Source organism: Gilliamella sp. Nev5-1, assembly GCF_001690895.1.
In the GTDB taxonomy this organism is placed as follows: domain Bacteria; phylum Pseudomonadota; class Gammaproteobacteria; order Enterobacterales; family Orbaceae; genus Gilliamella; species Gilliamella apicola_C.
Genome location: NZ_LZHO01000038.1, coordinates 1 through 17,023, shown reverse-complemented (window position 1 = coordinate 17,023; position 17,023 = coordinate 1). Strand labels below are relative to the sequence as shown.

General features: G+C 34.8%; 15 protein-coding genes and 1 pseudogene. 3 read left to right on the top strand and 13 right to left on the bottom strand.

What is annotated here, in order from left to right:
• Positions 1 to 27 precede the first annotated feature (27 nt).
• The 6 genes from purK to A9G41_RS05640 form a co-directional block, all read right to left on the bottom strand.
• Entirely contained in the window at positions 28 to 1,104 is a 1,077-nt protein-coding gene (purK, locus tag A9G41_RS05665) for a 5-(carboxyamino)imidazole ribonucleotide synthase (protein WP_075539444.1), read from the bottom strand.
• A gap of 1 nt (position 1,105) precedes the next feature.
• A complete protein-coding gene (gene purE / locus A9G41_RS05660; protein ID WP_065568453.1) occupies positions 1,106 to 1,606 on the bottom strand; it encodes a 5-(carboxyamino)imidazole ribonucleotide mutase in 501 nt (166 codons plus the stop codon).
• A 168-nt stretch (positions 1,607 to 1,774) separates the two neighbouring features.
• Entirely contained in the window at positions 1,775 to 2,125 is a 351-nt protein-coding gene (locus tag A9G41_RS05655) for a RidA family protein (RefSeq protein WP_065580844.1), read from the bottom strand.
• A 24-nt stretch (positions 2,126 to 2,149) separates the two neighbouring features.
• Positions 2,150 to 4,153: an excinuclease ABC subunit UvrB gene (gene uvrB, locus A9G41_RS05650; RefSeq protein WP_065583470.1), complete on the bottom strand. Its 2,004-nt coding sequence runs from the start codon at positions 4,151 to 4,153 to the stop codon at positions 2,150 to 2,152.
• 383 nt (positions 4,154 to 4,536) lie between these two features.
• Entirely contained in the window at positions 4,537 to 6,009 is a 1,473-nt protein-coding gene (gene modF, locus A9G41_RS05645; RefSeq protein ID WP_065568456.1) for a molybdate ABC transporter ATP-binding protein ModF, read from the bottom strand.
• A 15-nt stretch (positions 6,010 to 6,024) separates the two neighbouring features.
• On the bottom strand, positions 6,025 to 6,801 hold the full coding sequence (locus tag A9G41_RS05640; protein ID WP_075539428.1) for a TOBE domain-containing protein: 777 nt from the start codon (positions 6,799 to 6,801) through the stop codon (positions 6,025 to 6,027).
• A 294-nt stretch (positions 6,802 to 7,095) separates the two neighbouring features.
• Between A9G41_RS05640 and modA the strand changes: the two genes are divergently transcribed.
• Genes modA through modC form a run of 3 tightly spaced genes read left to right on the top strand, consistent with a single transcriptional unit; the run spans position 7,096 to position 9,250 of the window.
• A complete protein-coding gene (gene modA / locus A9G41_RS05635) occupies positions 7,096 to 7,848 on the top strand; it encodes a molybdate ABC transporter substrate-binding protein (protein WP_075539427.1) in 753 nt (250 codons plus the stop codon).
• Between the two features lie 25 nt (positions 7,849 to 7,873).
• A complete protein-coding gene (gene modB, locus A9G41_RS05630; protein ID WP_065583474.1) occupies positions 7,874 to 8,563 on the top strand; it encodes a molybdate ABC transporter permease subunit in 690 nt (229 codons plus the stop codon).
• Between the two features lie 6 nt (positions 8,564 to 8,569).
• Entirely contained in the window at positions 8,570 to 9,250 is a 681-nt protein-coding gene (modC, locus tag A9G41_RS05625) for a molybdenum ABC transporter ATP-binding protein (RefSeq protein ID WP_065583475.1), read from the top strand.
• On the opposite strand, the gene A9G41_RS05620 is transcribed toward modC, so the two are convergent.
• The 7 genes and pseudogenes from A9G41_RS05620 to A9G41_RS14260 all read right to left on the bottom strand — a co-directional run.
• Positions 9,229 to 9,981: a UDP-2,3-diacylglucosamine diphosphatase gene (locus A9G41_RS05620; RefSeq protein ID WP_065583476.1), complete on the bottom strand. Its 753-nt coding sequence runs from the start codon at positions 9,979 to 9,981 to the stop codon at positions 9,229 to 9,231. The genes modC and A9G41_RS05620 overlap by 22 nt on opposite strands.
• Positions 9,974 to 10,465: a peptidylprolyl isomerase B gene (gene ppiB, locus A9G41_RS05615; protein ID WP_065568462.1), complete on the bottom strand. Its 492-nt coding sequence runs from the start codon at positions 10,463 to 10,465 to the stop codon at positions 9,974 to 9,976. The genes A9G41_RS05620 and ppiB overlap by 8 nt, the downstream gene beginning before the upstream one ends.
• 58 nt (positions 10,466 to 10,523) lie before the next feature.
• Positions 10,524 to 11,381 (bottom strand): bifunctional methylenetetrahydrofolate dehydrogenase/methenyltetrahydrofolate cyclohydrolase FolD, encoded by an 858-nt coding sequence (folD, locus tag A9G41_RS05610; protein ID WP_075539426.1) that lies wholly within the window; start codon positions 11,379 to 11,381, stop codon positions 10,524 to 10,526.
• A gap of 59 nt (positions 11,382 to 11,440) precedes the next feature.
• Positions 11,441 to 12,133, bottom strand: a complete 693-nt coding sequence (locus tag A9G41_RS05605) for a DUF2884 family protein (RefSeq protein WP_075539425.1) — start codon at positions 12,131 to 12,133, stop codon at positions 11,441 to 11,443.
• Positions 12,134 to 13,448: 1,315 nt separating this feature from the next.
• Positions 13,449 to 14,783 (bottom strand): hypothetical protein, encoded by a 1,335-nt coding sequence (locus A9G41_RS05595; RefSeq protein WP_075539424.1) that lies wholly within the window; start codon positions 14,781 to 14,783, stop codon positions 13,449 to 13,451.
• 152 nt (positions 14,784 to 14,935) lie between these two features.
• Positions 14,936 to 15,103, bottom strand: a complete 168-nt coding sequence (locus A9G41_RS14265) for a hypothetical protein (protein ID WP_179854682.1) — start codon at positions 15,101 to 15,103, stop codon at positions 14,936 to 14,938.
• 343 nt (positions 15,104 to 15,446) lie between these two features.
• Positions 15,447 to 17,023: pseudogene (locus A9G41_RS14260) on the bottom strand (hypothetical protein); the annotation flags it as partial.

Sequence of the window (17,023 nt, the reverse complement as noted above, 5' to 3'; positions counted from 1 at the left end):
TCGCCTTAATTGGTTTAACTCACTAAATCACAATAATTTTTGTTTTGCCCATTCAATACTTATTTGATAATCACAAGGCAATAGCAATATTAAAGTGTCTAATGTTTTTAGCAGTTTGTCAGGTTGATTATGAGTTAAGTTTAAATGCCCTACTTTACGCCCAACTCGGACTTCTTTTTCATACCAATGTAGATGAACTAAATCGATAGATAACCAATTAATATTTAATTCTGTGCCAATTAAATTAACCATAACCGAAGGTGCAAACACATCAGGTTTAGGTAATGGCAGTCCTAATATAGCTCGAAGATGTAGCTCAAATTGGCTTATTGAGGCACCATTTTGCGTCCAATGTCCACTATTATGCACACGTGGTGCAAGTTCATTGATCAGTAAGTCATCACCAACAATAAAACATTCCATTGCCATCACACCAATATAATTTAATTTATGCATAATGGCAGATAGCATTTTTTCAGCTTTTGCCTGTAATAATGAGTGGAAAGCATTAGGTAATGCAACACTCATTTTTAATATGCCATCTTGATGTAAGTTATGAGTAAGAGGGTAAAATACTGTTTCACCTTTTGCGTTACGAGCACCCACTAATGACATCTCTTTGTCAAATGGAATAGCTTGTTCAACAATAGCGTGCTGATAGAGATCATCTGGCACGTTTATTGGGTTATTAACCGAAATTCGCCATTGCCCTCGCCCATCATAACCACCAGTGCGGCGTTTAACAATTAATAGCTCACCCAGTTCGGTAAACAGTTTTTGCCAATCCTGAGATTGATTAAGTAAAAACCATTTGGCGGTAGGTAAACCAAGTTGATCGATTAGCTGTTTTTGCGTTAAACGATCAGCAATAAGCGGAAAGATATCTCGATTAATAAAATGAGGGTGTTTAGCTAGAATCTGTGTAAATGGTGTATCTGACCAACGTTCTATTTCGGCGGTTATCACTGATTGTTGATATGGAATTGTCGTTGGTTCTTCCTCTAACCCTACAGGGTAGACTTTAATACCTAATGGTTCACCAGCTTGCTTAAGCATTCGTCCTAATTGCCCGTTACCCAGTACACAAACAGATCGAAGTTTCATATTATGCATTCACTCTTGGATCGGGATGATTTAATACATCATCCGTTTGATTTAATCGCCATGTTGATAAACGTTGATAAATAGCTTTATCATGCAAAGCTAAAATTTGCGCAGCAAGTAATGCCGCATTGGCTGCCCCCGATTTGCCTATTGCCAATGTGCCAACAGGAATGCCTTTAGGCATTTGCACAATGGAATATAAGCTATCAACGCCACTTAGGGTAGCAGTTTGCACGGGAACACCGAATACAGGAACGAGTGTTTTGGCTGCTAACATGCCAGGTAAATGGGCAGCACCACCAGCACCCGCAATGATCACATCAAAGCCTTTTTGCTTAGCATCTTCGGCAAAGCGAAATAATTTATCAGGAGTACGGTGAGCAGAAACGATTTCAACATGGTAGGGAATAATCAATGTATCAAGAATATCAGCGGCATGTTGCATTGTATTCCAATCACTTTTAGATCCCATAACAATGGCAATTTTAGGTTGAGTGTGCATAGCAAATGTGAGAATAATTAAAATAGAATGTATGCAAAGTATACACTAAAATTTTGTTAATGGGGATCATAATGGCTTTATCACTTAGCAACAAAAAAGCTACAATTAACGAGGTAAAGAAAATGACCTTAGAGGTATCGCCGAATAGTATCGGCGATAATAGAAAAACTAGGCTTTTACTGCTGCCACGATTTTAATTTCTATCAAATATTCTTTTTTCATTAACTCAGCTTGCACTGTACAACGTACTGGTGCACTACCTTTAGCTACCCATTCGTCCCATGCTTTATTCATACCTGCAAAGTCACTTTTATTAACTAAAAACAATGTTACATCTAATATACGCGTTTTATCACTGTTAGCTCGGGCTAATATTTTGTCAATTTCAGCTAATGCACTTTTGGTTTGCACATAAGCGTCATTTTCAAGATTAGTAGGAACGCTTGTGTAATAAATAACGTTATTATGGATCACAGCTTCAGACCAACGATCATCTGGATCAATTCGAGTTATTGTCATCTTTTTTCCTTGTTAAATGCGCCATCAAGATACTTTTATAAAATCCGCACGTAATTTTTTTATTTCATCACGCAACACACCTGCTTTTTCAAATTCAAGATTTTGAGCAGCTTCATACATCATTGCTTCAAGTTCTTTCACTTTTGCTTGTACTTCTTTAACTGAAACATAATGGTATGGTTTGCCTGGTTCAAATGCCTGTACTTTGGCTGTTGACTTTTTAGTGCTTAAACCTGCTTCTAATATGTCTTTAATTTCTTTGCGTACCGATTTTGGTGTAATGCCATGCGTTGTATTAAAGTCTTCTTGTTTTTTTCGACGGCGAGCAGTTTCGTCAATCGTTTTTTGCATAGCTGGCGTTATTCTATCAGCATACAATATGGCTTTACCATTCACATTTCGAGCTGCGCGCCCAACGGTTTGAATGAGAGAACTTTCCGAGCGCAAAAAACCTTCGCGATCAGCATCTAATATTGCCACTAAAGAGACTTCTGGTATATCTAGCCCTTCTCTTAATAAGTTAATCCCAACGAGTACATCCACTTTTCCTAAGCGTAAATCTCGAATTATTTCCATTCGTTCAACTGTGTTGATATCTGAATGTAAGTATTTTACATTGACACTATGTTCTGACAAATAATCAGTTAAGTTCTCTGCCATACGTTTAGTTAGTGTAGTTACTAATATTCGCTCGTCGTTATTAATACGAATTTTGATTTCAGATAGCAGATCATCAACTTGTGTAGCAACGGGCCTAACCTCGATAATAGGATCGAGCAGCCCCGTAGGCCTAACTACTTGCTCAATGATTTCTCCACCAGATTTTTCTATTTCATATTTGGCTGGTGTTGCTGATACATAAATAGTTTGTGGCATAATATTTTCAAATTCAGTAAACTTTAAAGGTCGATTGTCTAGCGCTGATGGTAAGCGGAATCCATATTCAACCAAATTAAGTTTTCGAGAACGATCACCATTATACATTGCCCCCAATTGCGGAATAGCAACATGAGATTCGTCAATAAACAATAAACCATCTGCTGGCAAGTAATCAAATAACGTTGCAGGTGGATCACCTGGATTGCGTTGAGCTAGAAAGCGTGAGTAATTTTCTATCCCAGAGCAGTAACCAAGTTCACTCATCATTTCAATATCAAATAGTGTTCGCTGGGTTAAACGTTGCTCTTCCAATAGGCGATTATTGTCTAATAACACCTTTTGCCGTTCTTTTAGCTCCTGTTTAATTTGTGCTATGGCATTTTCCATAATATTTCTTGGTGTAACATAGTGCGTTTTAGGATAAATGGTGATTCGCGATACTTCACTAACACTGCTACCTGTTAAAGGATCGAACATTACAATACGATCGACTTCATCATCAAATAGCTCAACACGTACAGCAAGCTCATCAGAGTCAGCAGGAAAAATATCTATCACGTCCCCCCTCACGCGAAACGTACCACGACTAAAGTTTATTTCGTTACGAGTGTATTGCAATTCAGCCAAACGAGTTAAGATTGATCGCTGATCAGTAATCGTGCCTTTTGTTAAGTGCAATATCATCGACATATAAGTTTCTGGCGCACCTAAACCATAAATGGCTGAAACCGAAGCAACGATCACAACATCACGCCGTTCTAATAGTGATTTAGTGGCAGAAAGACGCATTTGTTCTATATGTTCATTGATTGATGCATCTTTTTCAATAAAAGTATCAGTTGATGGCACATAAGATTCAGGTTGATAGTAATCATAATAAGATACAAAATATTCCACCGCATTTTCCGGGAAAAAAGCCTTCATTTCGCCATATAACTGGGCTGCTAATGTTTTATTGGGCGCCAAAATGATTGTAGGGCGGTTATGCTGAGCAATAACATTTGCCATAGTAAATGTTTTACCCGATCCTGTTACCCCTAATAAAGTTTGATGTGCAATTCCGTCATCAAGATTTTGATTAATTTTTTTTATAGCTTCAGGTTGATCACCAGCGGGCTTAAATTCGGAACATAATTTAAAGTTTTTCATTACTCACAACCTAATATTTTACCTATTAATAAAAAATTATCCCCAAAAGGACTTGACCTTCAAAAATCTTCTATTTTTTGTTCAGTTTCCTTTTTAATTTATAAAAAAAACAACAAATGCACCTCTTGATTTATGTTATCTTATTGATATTAAACAAAAAACATTTTTGTGCTTAAGTTACAATCAAATCAAGAAAAATCCTGATAGTGACTGAGGTTAGCGCTTTTTTCAATAAACTATTAACAGAGTTATCCACAGGTAACGGGGATAACTTCATAAGTGTAGCCTTTATAAAATGTTTTCATTTATCAAGATAAATTTTCAAAAAAAAATCCTTTTTATTTTGAAGATCATTTCTATTTTTAACATCAATTTTAATAGATCTAACTAATTATTTTACTTAGCTGTTCAATTTGATATTGATAGCTATGATCAAACTCAGGAACAAAAGTTAATCGATGTGTGATGCATTTTGGGGCATCCTCAGCATGATGGGAAACAAATATCAACTGTGTGTGCCCCTCATTAATTAAACGATCTATCCAGCGTTTTACTAATTCTCTATTAAGATGATCAAGTCCTTGTAACGGTTCATCTAAAATAAGCAGTGTCGGATGTTTGACCAAAGCTCTGGCAATAAGTATTAACCTTTGTTGCCCCCAAGAAAGCGACTGAAACGGTTTATCGGCTTGCGCTTGCAATCCTAGCAATTGTAACCATTCATCAACCAGTTTAGCTTGTTTATCACTTGTTGCTTGGTAAACACCAATCGAATCAAAATAGCCAGACAATAACACGGTTTTAACACTAGAACTAACACGATAATTCAAATGCAAGCTACTGCTCACATAACCGATATGGCGTTTAATATCCCAAATCGTTTCACCCGAACCACGTTTGCGCCCAAATAAAGTAAGATCATTGCTATATCCTTGCGGATGATCGCCTGTTATTAAACTTAATAACGTTGATTTACCTGCGCCATTAGGCCCAACAATTTGCCAATTTTGCTTGGCTTTTACTTGCCAAGTTAATCCATTAATAATTGCTTTATCATCATAATAGACATAACCATTTTTTAATATGACACGATCTAATTGATCGGCTAATGGTGTTGGGGGTTCATCGGCCTCTGGTAAGGACATATTGGGTATATTTTCTAAATCAGCTAATTGCTTAACTGTTGTATCGTTTAATATTGTGTGCTTTGTGTCAATTTTCAATAGTTGACAATCGGCTAATATACCAATATTTTCGATAAAAGTAGGGATCTCGTTAAATCGATTTAAAACAAGAGCAATAGTGACTCCTTGCTTTGCAAGCACTGCAAGTATTTCTACTAAATTTTCACGGGATGCGGCATCTAAACCATCAAAAGGTTCATCTAATATTAAAAAATCAGGTTGTTGCATTAGCGCTCGGCAGATTAGCGTTTTACGTGTTTCCCCCGTTGAAAGATATTTAAAACGTCTAAGTAATAAATGTTCAATCCCAAATTGTTGTGCTAGTTGCTGGCAAAGCTCTTGATTACTCATATTTTGTTGAATAATTTGTTCAGTGCTCAGCCCCGTATCATTTTCACCTTCACTTAACATGTCAGTATTGTTTCGCTTCCATTCATCATTAATCAGTTTTTGAAGTTGTTCAAAAGAGATATCAACTATAGATTTAAATTGATTGATAATTTTCCCTGATAATAGTTTTTGTTTGCCAGCCAATGCTTTAGCAAGTACAGATTTACCACTGCCATTACGCCCCACAAAAGCAACATTACCAGCTTGTTGAATTGTTAATGATTCAATGGTAAAAACTTGGTAGTCATTAATTTTAAAATGTGCATTTTCTATCTGTAGCATGATAACCTCATATTACTAAACTAATGTAGTAACAATAATATGTTGTGGATTAATAGATAGTTTAACCTGTTTGCCTATAATTAATCTCGATTGCTTAATTTCATTAGCTAATTTGCTAGCATAAAGCACAATGCCAGAGGGTAGTGAGCAAGCGATTTCACTCCATTTGCCATCAGTCGTGATTTTTTCAATAGTGACCGATAGGCAGTTCTCATTAGCATCGTTCAATTCAATTAAGGGAGCTTTAATTAGCAACAAGACTGTTTTATCTGTACCCAACTTTAACCGCTCAATACTTGGTTGAGTGATGTAAGCTTTTAGCTCTGTTTTATTATCACTTAACTGCACAGTAATAAATCCAGCAATCCCACTTGTTTGAATCTGTTTAACAGCACCATATAACTGATTACGTGCACTAGTTTGCAAAGATAAACTGGCTGTGGCTTTTAGAATATCATCTAATGGAATTTTGTCGTCACTAAGAATATTAAATGCTTTTTGTTGTAGATGAGTTAATAATTCATAAAGTTGAATAAATCTAATAGCATAGGCACTCAACTTAGTTCCTCCTCCATTTTTACCACCAATTGCTGTAATTAAAAAAGGCTCAGGCGCTAGCTTGTTAATCTCATTGATAGCGTCCCATGCTGTTTTATAGCTGACCCCAATTTCCTTGGCAGCTTGACTTAATGACCCCGTTCGTTCAATAGCTTTTAACAACGCAATGCGCCTCGGGTCGGTAAATAGCTGTTGATGAATATTCAACGTTAATAAAATTTCAGGAGAAAACATAATGTAACACCATGAACAATCAACTAATTAAAGGAAAGAGTAAGGTAATTATTGTAGACCCTTTTTGACATTCCTTCAAAAAAGTTAAAAATCTTATTGGTTGTTTTATAAAAAACCGTTTTATAGAATTTTTTTAATTGTACTTTATAGATAAAGTTTGTTATTATCGATATGTTATTTTTTATATAGCGATTATTAAATATTCTATTGATAACATAAAATTTATTTATAATAATCAATCCAATATATAGCATTGTCAGCCCAAATAAACTTACTATTATTGTGAGGAGTAAAATGAAAAAAGTTATTGGAATTTTGCAAATTATCATAATGATGACAGTAACCTTTTTAGCATCAGCAACCGAAAAAATAACGGTATTTGCTGCTTCGTCATTGACTGATTCTATACAGAATATCGCTGCTATTTATAAAGTTGAACATGAAGATACCGATATTGTGTTTTCATTTGCTTCATCATCAGTATTAGCTAAACAAATTGAACAAGGTGCACCTGCTGATATCTTTATGTCAGCGGATCAAAAGTGGATGACTTACCTTATTGAACATAACGTAGCTAAAAATAAACAAGATCTTTTGAAAAACACATTGGTTCTTATTGCTCCCAAGCAATCGAAATTAAATCATGTTGTTATTAATACTCAAACTGACTGGGAAGCAATTTTACCTAAAAGGGAAAAAATAGCCATTGGCGATCCAGATCATGTTCCTGCTGGGCTTTACGCCAAAGAATCCTTAACCAATTTAGGAATATTTAATAAATTGTCACCACAATTTGCTCCTGCTAGCAATGTACGTGACGCATTGATGTTAGTCGAGCGTAATGAAGCTACGCTTGGTATTGTCTATAGCACAGATGCAAAGGTAAGCGATAAGGTAAAAATTATTGGGACATTCCCTATGGATACTTTTAAGCCTATAGAATATCCCATTACCTTATTGAATCCCAAAGCAAACGATTTTTATCAATATTTAAATTCGCCACAAGCTAAAGCCATTTTTAAACAATACGGTTTTATAATAAAATAATTTATCGCCAAGTGTATTTTGAAATATGTTATTAAGTGAATTTGAATGGCAAACTTTATTACTTAGTTTAAAGATAGCTACTTCGGCAATTGGGTTTAGCTTACCAATAGGAATTTTAACTGCTTGGGTATTAGCCCGCTGTCAATTTTTTGGTAAATCGTTATTTGATAGCATTATACATCTTCCACTTGTTTTACCTCCCGTAGTTTTAGGTTATTTATTGCTAATAACTATGGGCCGGCATGGTGTAATTGGTGAATGGTTAAATAATAATTTTAATATTAGTTTCAGCTTTAATTGGCAGGGGGCAGCTTTAGCTTCGGCGGTGGTAGCTTTTCCGCTAATGGTTCGATCAATTCGTTCAGCCATTGAATCGATTGATATCCGCCTTGAAAACGTAGCGCGTACTCTTGGTGCTCATAAATGGCGGGTGTTTATAACTATCACGTTACCTTTAGCTGTTCCTGGCATTTTAATGGGGATGGTGCTAGGTTTTGCACGTTGTTTAGGAGAATTTGGTGCAACCATTACGTTCGTATCAAATATTCAAGGTGAAACCCGCACCTTACCTCTCGCAATGTATACATTTCTGCAAATTCCCAATGGTGAACACAGTGCACTACGGCTTTGTATTATTTCAGTTGTGTTATCACTAATTGCACTTTTTTTATCCGAATTGTTAAATCGTTGGCATAAAAACAAAATTGTAGGATAATAACTCATGTTACAAATACAAATTAGCAAACAACTGGCTTCATTTTCGTTCCAATTCAAGCATGACATAAAATGTCAAGGTATCACCGCTATTTTAGGGGTTTCTGGATCGGGAAAATCCACACTAATTAACCTTATTAATGGGTTAATTAAGCCTGATCATGGCTATATTCAACTAAATAATACTCTTCTGGCTGATTGCAATAGACATCTTTTTATTGCCCCAGAAAATAGGCAGATTGGCACCATTTTTCAAGATGCATTACTTTTCCCTCATTATAAAGTTATAAAAAACCTTACTTATGGAGCTAAGAATTTAAATCTGTCAAAATTTGACGAAATCGTCAATGTGCTTAATATTCGTTCATTATTAAATCGTTATCCAGCCACTTTGTCTGGTGGCGAAAAGCAACGAGTGGCAATAGGTCGAGCGCTATTAACCAACCCGTTATTGCTATTGATGGATGAACCACTTTCGGCGCTTGATATGCCAAGAAAAAAGGAATTATTAATCTATATTAAAAAATTATCCAATGAGTTAAATATACCCATTATTTATGTGACCCATAATATTAATGAAGTTAAACAGATAGCCAATAATGTGGCAATATTAGATCAAGGGAAGCTGATTGAATTTGGTAAGGTCGAGCATGTGTTACAAAGTGATTATTTGAAAGAATGGCTATAAAGCTCCAAAGTATTGCTATCTTGTGATTGCTTAATGTATGTCACACCATCATGCCATGCGCCAAGAACAAGGCGAGTTGCACTGCGCCCTTCAATTTGAAAATGGTGAGTTGCAGGTTTATGTGTATGACCATGCACCATAATATCAGCTTTATGCTCTGTCATCATCTTAACCACAGCGTGTTGATTTACATCCATAATAGTTCCAGATTTTATTTGATTATGTTGGCTACTTTTTTGTCGTAGCTTAGCCGCAATTTTTAGTCGAAGGAACAAAGGCAGTAATAAAAACAGTTTTTGTAACCATTTATTATGCATGATTTTTCTAAACTTTTGATACTGAGAATCGTCAATACATAATAAATCACCATGTAAAAATACGATATTTGTTTCTTGATTAGGTAAACAATTAATTTCTGGCAATATAGTCATATCACATTGCTGAGCATACTTTTTACCTAATAGAAAATCGCGGTTTCCATGCACAAAATATTTAGTGATGCCTCGTTTTGATAACCAGCACAATGCTTGGACAACTTGTTGATGTAATTCAGTCTTTACATCATCACCAACCCAATAATCAAAAAGATCGCCTAAAATATAAAGCTCACAATTTTCAGGTAAGGTATCTAGAAAAGACAAAAAACCTGCGGTTATATCGCTATAACCAGAAGCAGGTTTATTATCTGCTAGATGAATATCTGCAATAAAATAACGAGCTGGATTATTCAACCGTTACACTCGTAATAATAATATCTTCAACAGGAACGTCTGAATGCATGCCACTGCGCCCTGTTTTTACAGCTTTTATTTTATCAACCACATCAAGCCCATCAGTGACTTGTGCAAACACGCAATAGCCATAACCATTAACGTCAGCAGAACGGAAGTTGAGATAATCATTATCAACTACATTGATAAAAAATTGAGCTGTCGCAGAGTGTGGATCTGATGTGCGCGCCATCGCTAATGTACCACGATCATTTTTTAAACCATTATCTGCTTCGTTTTTAATAGGCGCATTTGTCTTTTTCTGCTTCATGCCTGGTTCAAAACCGCCACCTTGAATCATGAAATTATTAATAACACGATGGAAGATTGTATTGTTATAAAAACCAGCTTTACAATATTCAACAAAATTTTTGACGGTTTCAGGGGCTTTATCGTCAAAAGTTTTGATCTTAATATCACCTAAATTAGTGTGAAATATAATCATTACATATTCCTTATTTTTATTTAATGTACATCTTTCTATAAAATTTAATGAGTCGGGGTCAATTTGGCTTACTAAATTTTTCACATGCTTCAAGCGTGTTACTCATTAACATAGCAACAGTCATTGGACCAACACCACCCGGAACAGGTGTGATCCATCCAGCTCTTTCAACAGCCACATCAAACTCTACATCACCTGCTAATTTACCATTCGACAAACGATTGATACCAACATCAATCACAATTGCTCCTGGTTTAATCCATTCACCTTTAACATAATTTGGAATACCGACACCTGCAACCACTATATCTGCATTATTGACATGCTTTGCTAAATCAACGGTACGGCTATGGGTAATGGTAGTTGTACAACCTAATAGCAACAATTCTAATGCCATTGGACGACCAACAATGCTTGATGCTCCTACAACAGTTGCATTTAAACCTGATAAATTTATCCCCGTTGATTCTAGCATTTTAACCACACCATATGGCGTACACGGGCGTAAAATAGGATCGCGTTGTAGTAAGTGTCCAATATTATATGGATGAAAACCATCAACATCTTTACTTGGATCGATACGTTCAAGGACTTTTGTTTTATCAATATTATCAGGTAAAGGGAGTTGCACTAAAATACCATGCACATCTGGGCGTTGATTAAGCTCATCAATTAATGCCAGTAACTCATCGGTAGTTGCCGATAAAAAGTCATAAGCAAAGGAAGCAAAGCCAACGTCATCACAAGCTTTTTGTTTATTTTTAACATAGATTTTCGATGCAGGATCTGAGCCAACTTGAATCACAGCCAAACCTGGAACAGATAGGCCTTTTTCAATGCGTATTTTAACTTTATTAGCAATATCCGTTCGTATTTGTTGTGCCAATGCTTTTCCATCAATAATATGTGCAGTCATAAGCTTCCGTTTAGCTATCTTAGTCATGTTATCATTTTCGCAAAAGTTTTTATTAATGTCTATTTACTTGTGAATTGATTGTTAAGTTGAGTTAATATTAGAGTATATTGCTTATCAATATCTGTTATAACTGAACAAATATGTGCATCAAAAGCTTTTAATTTAGGCTTTTGAGCTTTCCACTCATTTTTAGAGATTTGTTTAATTGCGGCTAAATTCTTAAAAAAATTAAAATGCAAAATACTGCCACCCACGACATTATAGAAAATACGCTGACCAATATCTTCACCGTCTTTTTTTAGATTATTAAAATTTTGGTAGGAAAATCGAGTATAACCATTTTCAGTAATAATCGCAGTATGTAGCAACTGAACTAAACGTTTATATAACTTATTTAACTCACCTTTGAGTTCATTATCATCACTCAACTGATTTTTTATTACTTTTTCAAACGCCTCTTTAACTTCAGTTAAAAGATTTACTGATTGCAACTCTAAAAGAGGTAGCTGTTGGCGTAATACATGTTGAAATTGAATGAGTTCTTTTTGTAATGAAGGGTTAAGTGTTACTAATTTTTCATTTAAGATAACACGACCATTTTGCGTTATAGTTAAATCATTTTTTTTATTAAAAATATGTACGCTTTCTTTACTTATCGTGATGTTGTAACTAGGTTTAACTCCACACTCTTTTTTAGCGGCAAAAACGGAAACAGGAAAGAATAAAACAATTAATAGTAAATATTTCAACATATTTATATCCAATTAGTTAATCATATAGATTATAACTTCTAACAGGTAAGAAACATAATGAAATTCAATGAGAATTATAATCTTAAACGGCTATAAATGTACTTATAACAAGCGAGCTGAATCTAGCTTGAATTTTAATTAGGCTCATATGTTTCAAAATAAAAATAGAAAATTCAACATAAAAAACACGCCTACTACAATTTCATTAATGCATTTTTTTATTGTCAAAAAATCCAAAAGGAATTGCACTGATAAAATTTCTACCTATAAGAAAATTACTGAGAAAATATTTGGCACTTGTACCAATAAAAACAAAACAACATTAGCATGTATTATTTAGCCTATATTTGTAAATAGGGACTATTTATTGCTTTTTGCTTCGGTTTGCGATTTTGGCTAAATTTATTTAGATCATCCATAATACTACCTCCTTTTGGTTTTGCCTGTACCTTGTGGAATTATCTCGCATATTTGTATGAAATTCTAGTGAGAATGGGGGTATCCTTCCTTACTTTTTAGCTGTTTGAAGAAAACTACACTTTATCTAGCTTACTAGGCATAATTCAAATAAAAGCTATGTAGATTTGATACAAATTTTGTTGAATTGCTTCAAACTTATTGTAAATAAGATTTCAGGTAAGTATATGTTTCAGTAAAAAATCCATACAATAAATAATAATAAATTTAAGATTATCATTTAATGCTTAAGTTTTAAATGAAGAACCTTATTATCATTTTAGCTTTGCTACAGACAGCTTTAAAGCTTTATCAATAACTGCTACCTTAAGCTTTTAATAAGTTATCGGTAATAATGTTGCCATTCATCCCTAGTTTCCAATTTATTAAAAATGCGACTTGTTGCGGATTTAAGTGAAATAAATTATTAGAATGAATTTTGAATATGATGCTTCGCTTTTTTATACAGCTCAGGCTTCCCTACAAATAGATGATTAAGCCAGTTTATATGATACGTTAATTCAAAATCACTAGCAACTTCATACCCGATGGTTTTTTGAGCATTGTTGAACCGTAATGTAAAATTCTGTTTTGGGAATACACAATAAACAATTCTGTAATTTTTCAATTGCATTTAAAGATATTTCCAACTTTCGTTGATATAATTCATTAATAATATATGAAGATTGTTTATAAACTCTAAAAAAACCTTTATCAAGTATTGCTTATTTTTTGGCAAAATTAATTTTCATTTTTTATGAATACTTTTTGGGCTAGATAACGCTACTGCGTTATCTTACTGGCTACTGGATTATAACCATCATACTGGTCACTGATGACTAGTTTTCAATTTAATTCTTTATTCTTTACAGGCAACAGAAACGCCTCCGGCTGGCAATCGCCACCCAATCCAACCATCATGACTATGAACTACATAGTGACTGGAGCTTGTCGGCGACCCATTAAATTTATCTTTAGTCCAATAATGAACACCAAATAGCCAACCAGAATCAGGATAAGTCACTTGATCTGACCATCCCCACTCTGCGAAAAGCGATTGACCTATTGATCGAGTATAAGCATTTGATAAAAAATCGTCTCCAGCATTTTCAAACGACGCTTCATTCCCCACTAGCTCAGATCGAGGAGAATTAGACATTTGCAGGCGAGTCAGCATATTTTGTTCACCACCACAACGTATTTTTGCCTCTTCAAATGATCCCCCAAAATTACCTTGAGGTATGGCCCAAATACTTCTTGGATCAAATGTATAATCGATTTTAACTTGGGTATCTCGAAGCAAAGTGGCACGAACTGTTATTGGACCTGCTGGCTTCTTGTTTAAAATCACATAACCTTTAGTTGTATCTATGGCAACTTGTCCACCATTGTCATTTACAATACTATATTTGTAATCACTTTGTGCACCAGTCATTACTAACTGAAATTTAGCACCAGGAAAGCCTGTTGTGGGAAAAGTGCTTGATGACACAGTTGGTTTAGCTTTAAAACCATAATTTGGCACATAATCTTGAGTATAACCTCCGCCCGCAGAATTGCGTTGTGCATAGTTTGGATCATTCCAAAAATAGCGCCCAATATCATCCACACCATCCCATTGATGCTCTGGTTTTTTTTCTAAAGAATAAGGTTTAGCATAGCAAATTTGTGTTCTAGCCGCTATTTGGTACGTTTTGGTTAATGTAATAGATTTACTTTCTTTTGGGATGCCATACGCCGAATATGCTTTAACATTGGTTTTAATGATCAGTTTTAATGGCATGGCATAACCGCTACCACAGCCTATGATTTTTTTCTTATCATCACCCTCTATCCGTTTTCCTGTATTGTCGTACCACCAATAATAGGTCGTTTCTAATTTAAACGGAACACTCGGATCAGCATTATCACCATCAATATCACGATAATTTTTTACTTTATCCAAATTCTTGGAATCATATCTTGAAATCACAAAGTCATTAAACGTTAAATTGCCGTCAAATTCCTTAATTTCACCCGTTTTTATATTACCATTTGCTTCACTATAAAAAACACCGTTAACCGTAAAACCTTGCTTATCTGCACTGGATAACGCGATAACCTCTGGCGCATTGCCTATAATAACGTTTGTTGTAGTGGCAGTTAATATGGCATGAGATGAACTTGCTATTGCCAATTGAGATAATAAAACCAAACTTATTTTAGCTAGTTTGGGCTTTAAGCAAGCTGTAAGTGCCGTTATTTTGGTTATAAAATCAGGTTTAAATGGGAAGAAGGTAAAATTAAAAGAAGATAAAACTAAATACCAAAAGCTTGAACCAAGTACAGAATACTGACTACCAATAGTTAGGAAAATGCTCGGTGCTCGGTGCTCGGTGCTCGGTGCTCGGTGCTCTGTTTCATATCGTATTTTATCATATTTTCATCATCCTCTATACTCTTTTTTACTGATTTATTTATATAAGCAGTTAGTTTTAATTTACTGACAATGCAAATTTGTAATGCATTATACAATAATATCAACCTTATTTTAAAAGAATAATACGTTTATGTTGCCAACTTTTTTGTAAAGTTTTATTAAGAAGTAAATAGAATTGCCTAATAAGGCATTTTAAATTTTAATGGTTATCACATAGATAACACACTAATTTTATACTAAAACATTACATTATCTCTATAATTTTTAATTTAAAAATAATTAGTTGCGTTAGAAGATAGACTAATTTGTTATAAGCACGGAAAAATAACCTCTCATAAAACAACAGTGCACATTCTAGCACTGTCGTAAGATCTATTTTTAACCGTTAAAATTATATATTTAAAATATAGCTAAATATTTTTTTATATGCCAAAGTGATTAACGTTTACACGCTATCTTGCTAGTATCTCCTTTTTCTGCCTCAAGCACAGAAACGTGACCGGATAAATTAACTGTAAAATAAATATTATATTGAGCATTGTTTATTTCTCGCGTCCAATAAAGAATATAGTAAGTATTTTCTATAGGCCAATTAGATTCAGGGTAGTTTATGCCAGATACCCATCCCCATTCGCCCATAATTGAACCACCAATCGATCGAGTAAAACTGTTTGGGTAAACACTCCAATTTTCATTTTCTGCAACATTAATAGCTGGAGAATTAGTATAGTCTTTACGTAAAGGTATATTTTTGATTCCACCGCACAAATTTATTGCATCGGATAATGTGATATTTTCATTTTTTTGAGGCTCTAGCCACACAATAGTAGGGTTAAATCTATAATCACTGATGATAGAAGTATCTCTTTTTAAAGTTGCCCTCACAGTGACATTTCCAACAGGTTTGCTCATAAGTTTTACAACGCCATTATGATCAACTGAAATATCTCCTCCTCCATTGTTAATTACTTGGTAATGGTAATCCGTTTGTGCACCAGTCATCACTAATTGAAATTTGGCGCCTGGGAACCCAGTTGTTGGAAAAAATTGCTTATTTGCGGTTATAGGATTAACTTTAAACCCAAAAAAAGGAACATAATCAGCACTATATCCTCCACCATGAACTGGATGGCGACTTATATTAGCTGCGTTCCAAGCCCAAGGCCCAGAGATCGGAGATGTAATGCTCGGATCATATGAGCGCCATTGCTGGTTTTTGGAAATTACTATATCATTTGGTTTAGCATAGCAAATTTGTGTTCTAGGCGCTATTTGATACGTTTTGGTTAGAGTAATAGGTTCACTTTCTTTTGGGATCCCATACGCCGAATATGCTTTGACATTAGTTTTAATGATGAGTTTTAATGGCATTGCATAACCACTACCACAGCCTATGATTTTTTTCTTATCATCACCCTCTATCCGTTTTCCTGTATTGTCGTACCACCAATAATAGGTCGTTTCTAATTTAAACGGAACACTCGGATCAGCATTATCACCATCAATATCACGATAATTTTTCACTTTATCCAAATTCTTGGAATCATATCTTGAAATCACAAAGTCATTAAACGTTAAATTGCCGTCAAATTCCTTAATTTCACCCGTTTTTATATTACCATTTGCTTCACTATAAAAAACACCGTTAACCGTAAAACCTTGCTTATCTGCACTGGATAACGCGATAACCTCTGGCGCATTGCCTATAATAACGTTTGTTGTAGTGGCAGTTAATATGGCATGAGATGAACTTGCTATTGCCAATTGAGATAATAAAACCAAACTTATTTTAGCTAGTTTGGGCTTTAAGCAAGCTGTAAGTGCCGTTATTTTGGTTATAAAATCAGGTTTAAATGGGAAGAAGGTAAAATTAAAAGAAGATAAAACTAAATACCAAAAGCTTGAACCAAGTACAGAATACTGACTACCAATAGTTAGGAAAATGCTCGGTGCTCGGTGCTCGGTGCTCGGTGCTCGGTGCTCGGTGCTCGGTGCTCGGTGCTCGGTGCTCGGTG

Coding starts and splice junctions, on each gene's coding strand:
- purK (WP_075539444.1), bottom strand. CDS start 1,104: ATGAAACTTCGATCTGTTTGTGTACTGGGTAACGGGCAATTAGGACGA.
- purE (WP_065568453.1), bottom strand. CDS start 1,606: ATGCACACTCAACCTAAAATTGCCATTGTTATGGGATCTAAAAGTGAT.
- A9G41_RS05655 (WP_065580844.1), bottom strand. CDS start 2,125: ATGACAATAACTCGAATTGATCCAGATGATCGTTGGTCTGAAGCTGTG.
- uvrB (WP_065583470.1), bottom strand. CDS start 4,153: ATGAAAAACTTTAAATTATGTTCCGAATTTAAGCCCGCTGGTGATCAA.
- modF (WP_065568456.1), bottom strand. CDS start 6,009: ATGCTACAGATAGAAAATGCACATTTTAAAATTAATGACTACCAAGTT.
- A9G41_RS05640 (WP_075539428.1), bottom strand. CDS start 6,801: ATGTTTTCTCCTGAAATTTTATTAACGTTGAATATTCATCAACAGCTA.
- modA (WP_075539427.1), top strand. CDS start 7,096: ATGAAAAAAGTTATTGGAATTTTGCAAATTATCATAATGATGACAGTA.
- modB (WP_065583474.1), top strand. CDS start 7,874: ATGTTATTAAGTGAATTTGAATGGCAAACTTTATTACTTAGTTTAAAG.
- modC (WP_065583475.1), top strand. CDS start 8,570: ATGTTACAAATACAAATTAGCAAACAACTGGCTTCATTTTCGTTCCAA.
- ppiB (WP_065568462.1), bottom strand. CDS start 10,465: ATGATTATATTTCACACTAATTTAGGTGATATTAAGATCAAAACTTTT.
- folD (WP_075539426.1), bottom strand. CDS start 11,381: ATGACTGCACATATTATTGATGGAAAAGCATTGGCACAACAAATACGA.
- A9G41_RS05605 (WP_075539425.1), bottom strand. CDS start 12,133: ATGTTGAAATATTTACTATTAATTGTTTTATTCTTTCCTGTTTCCGTT.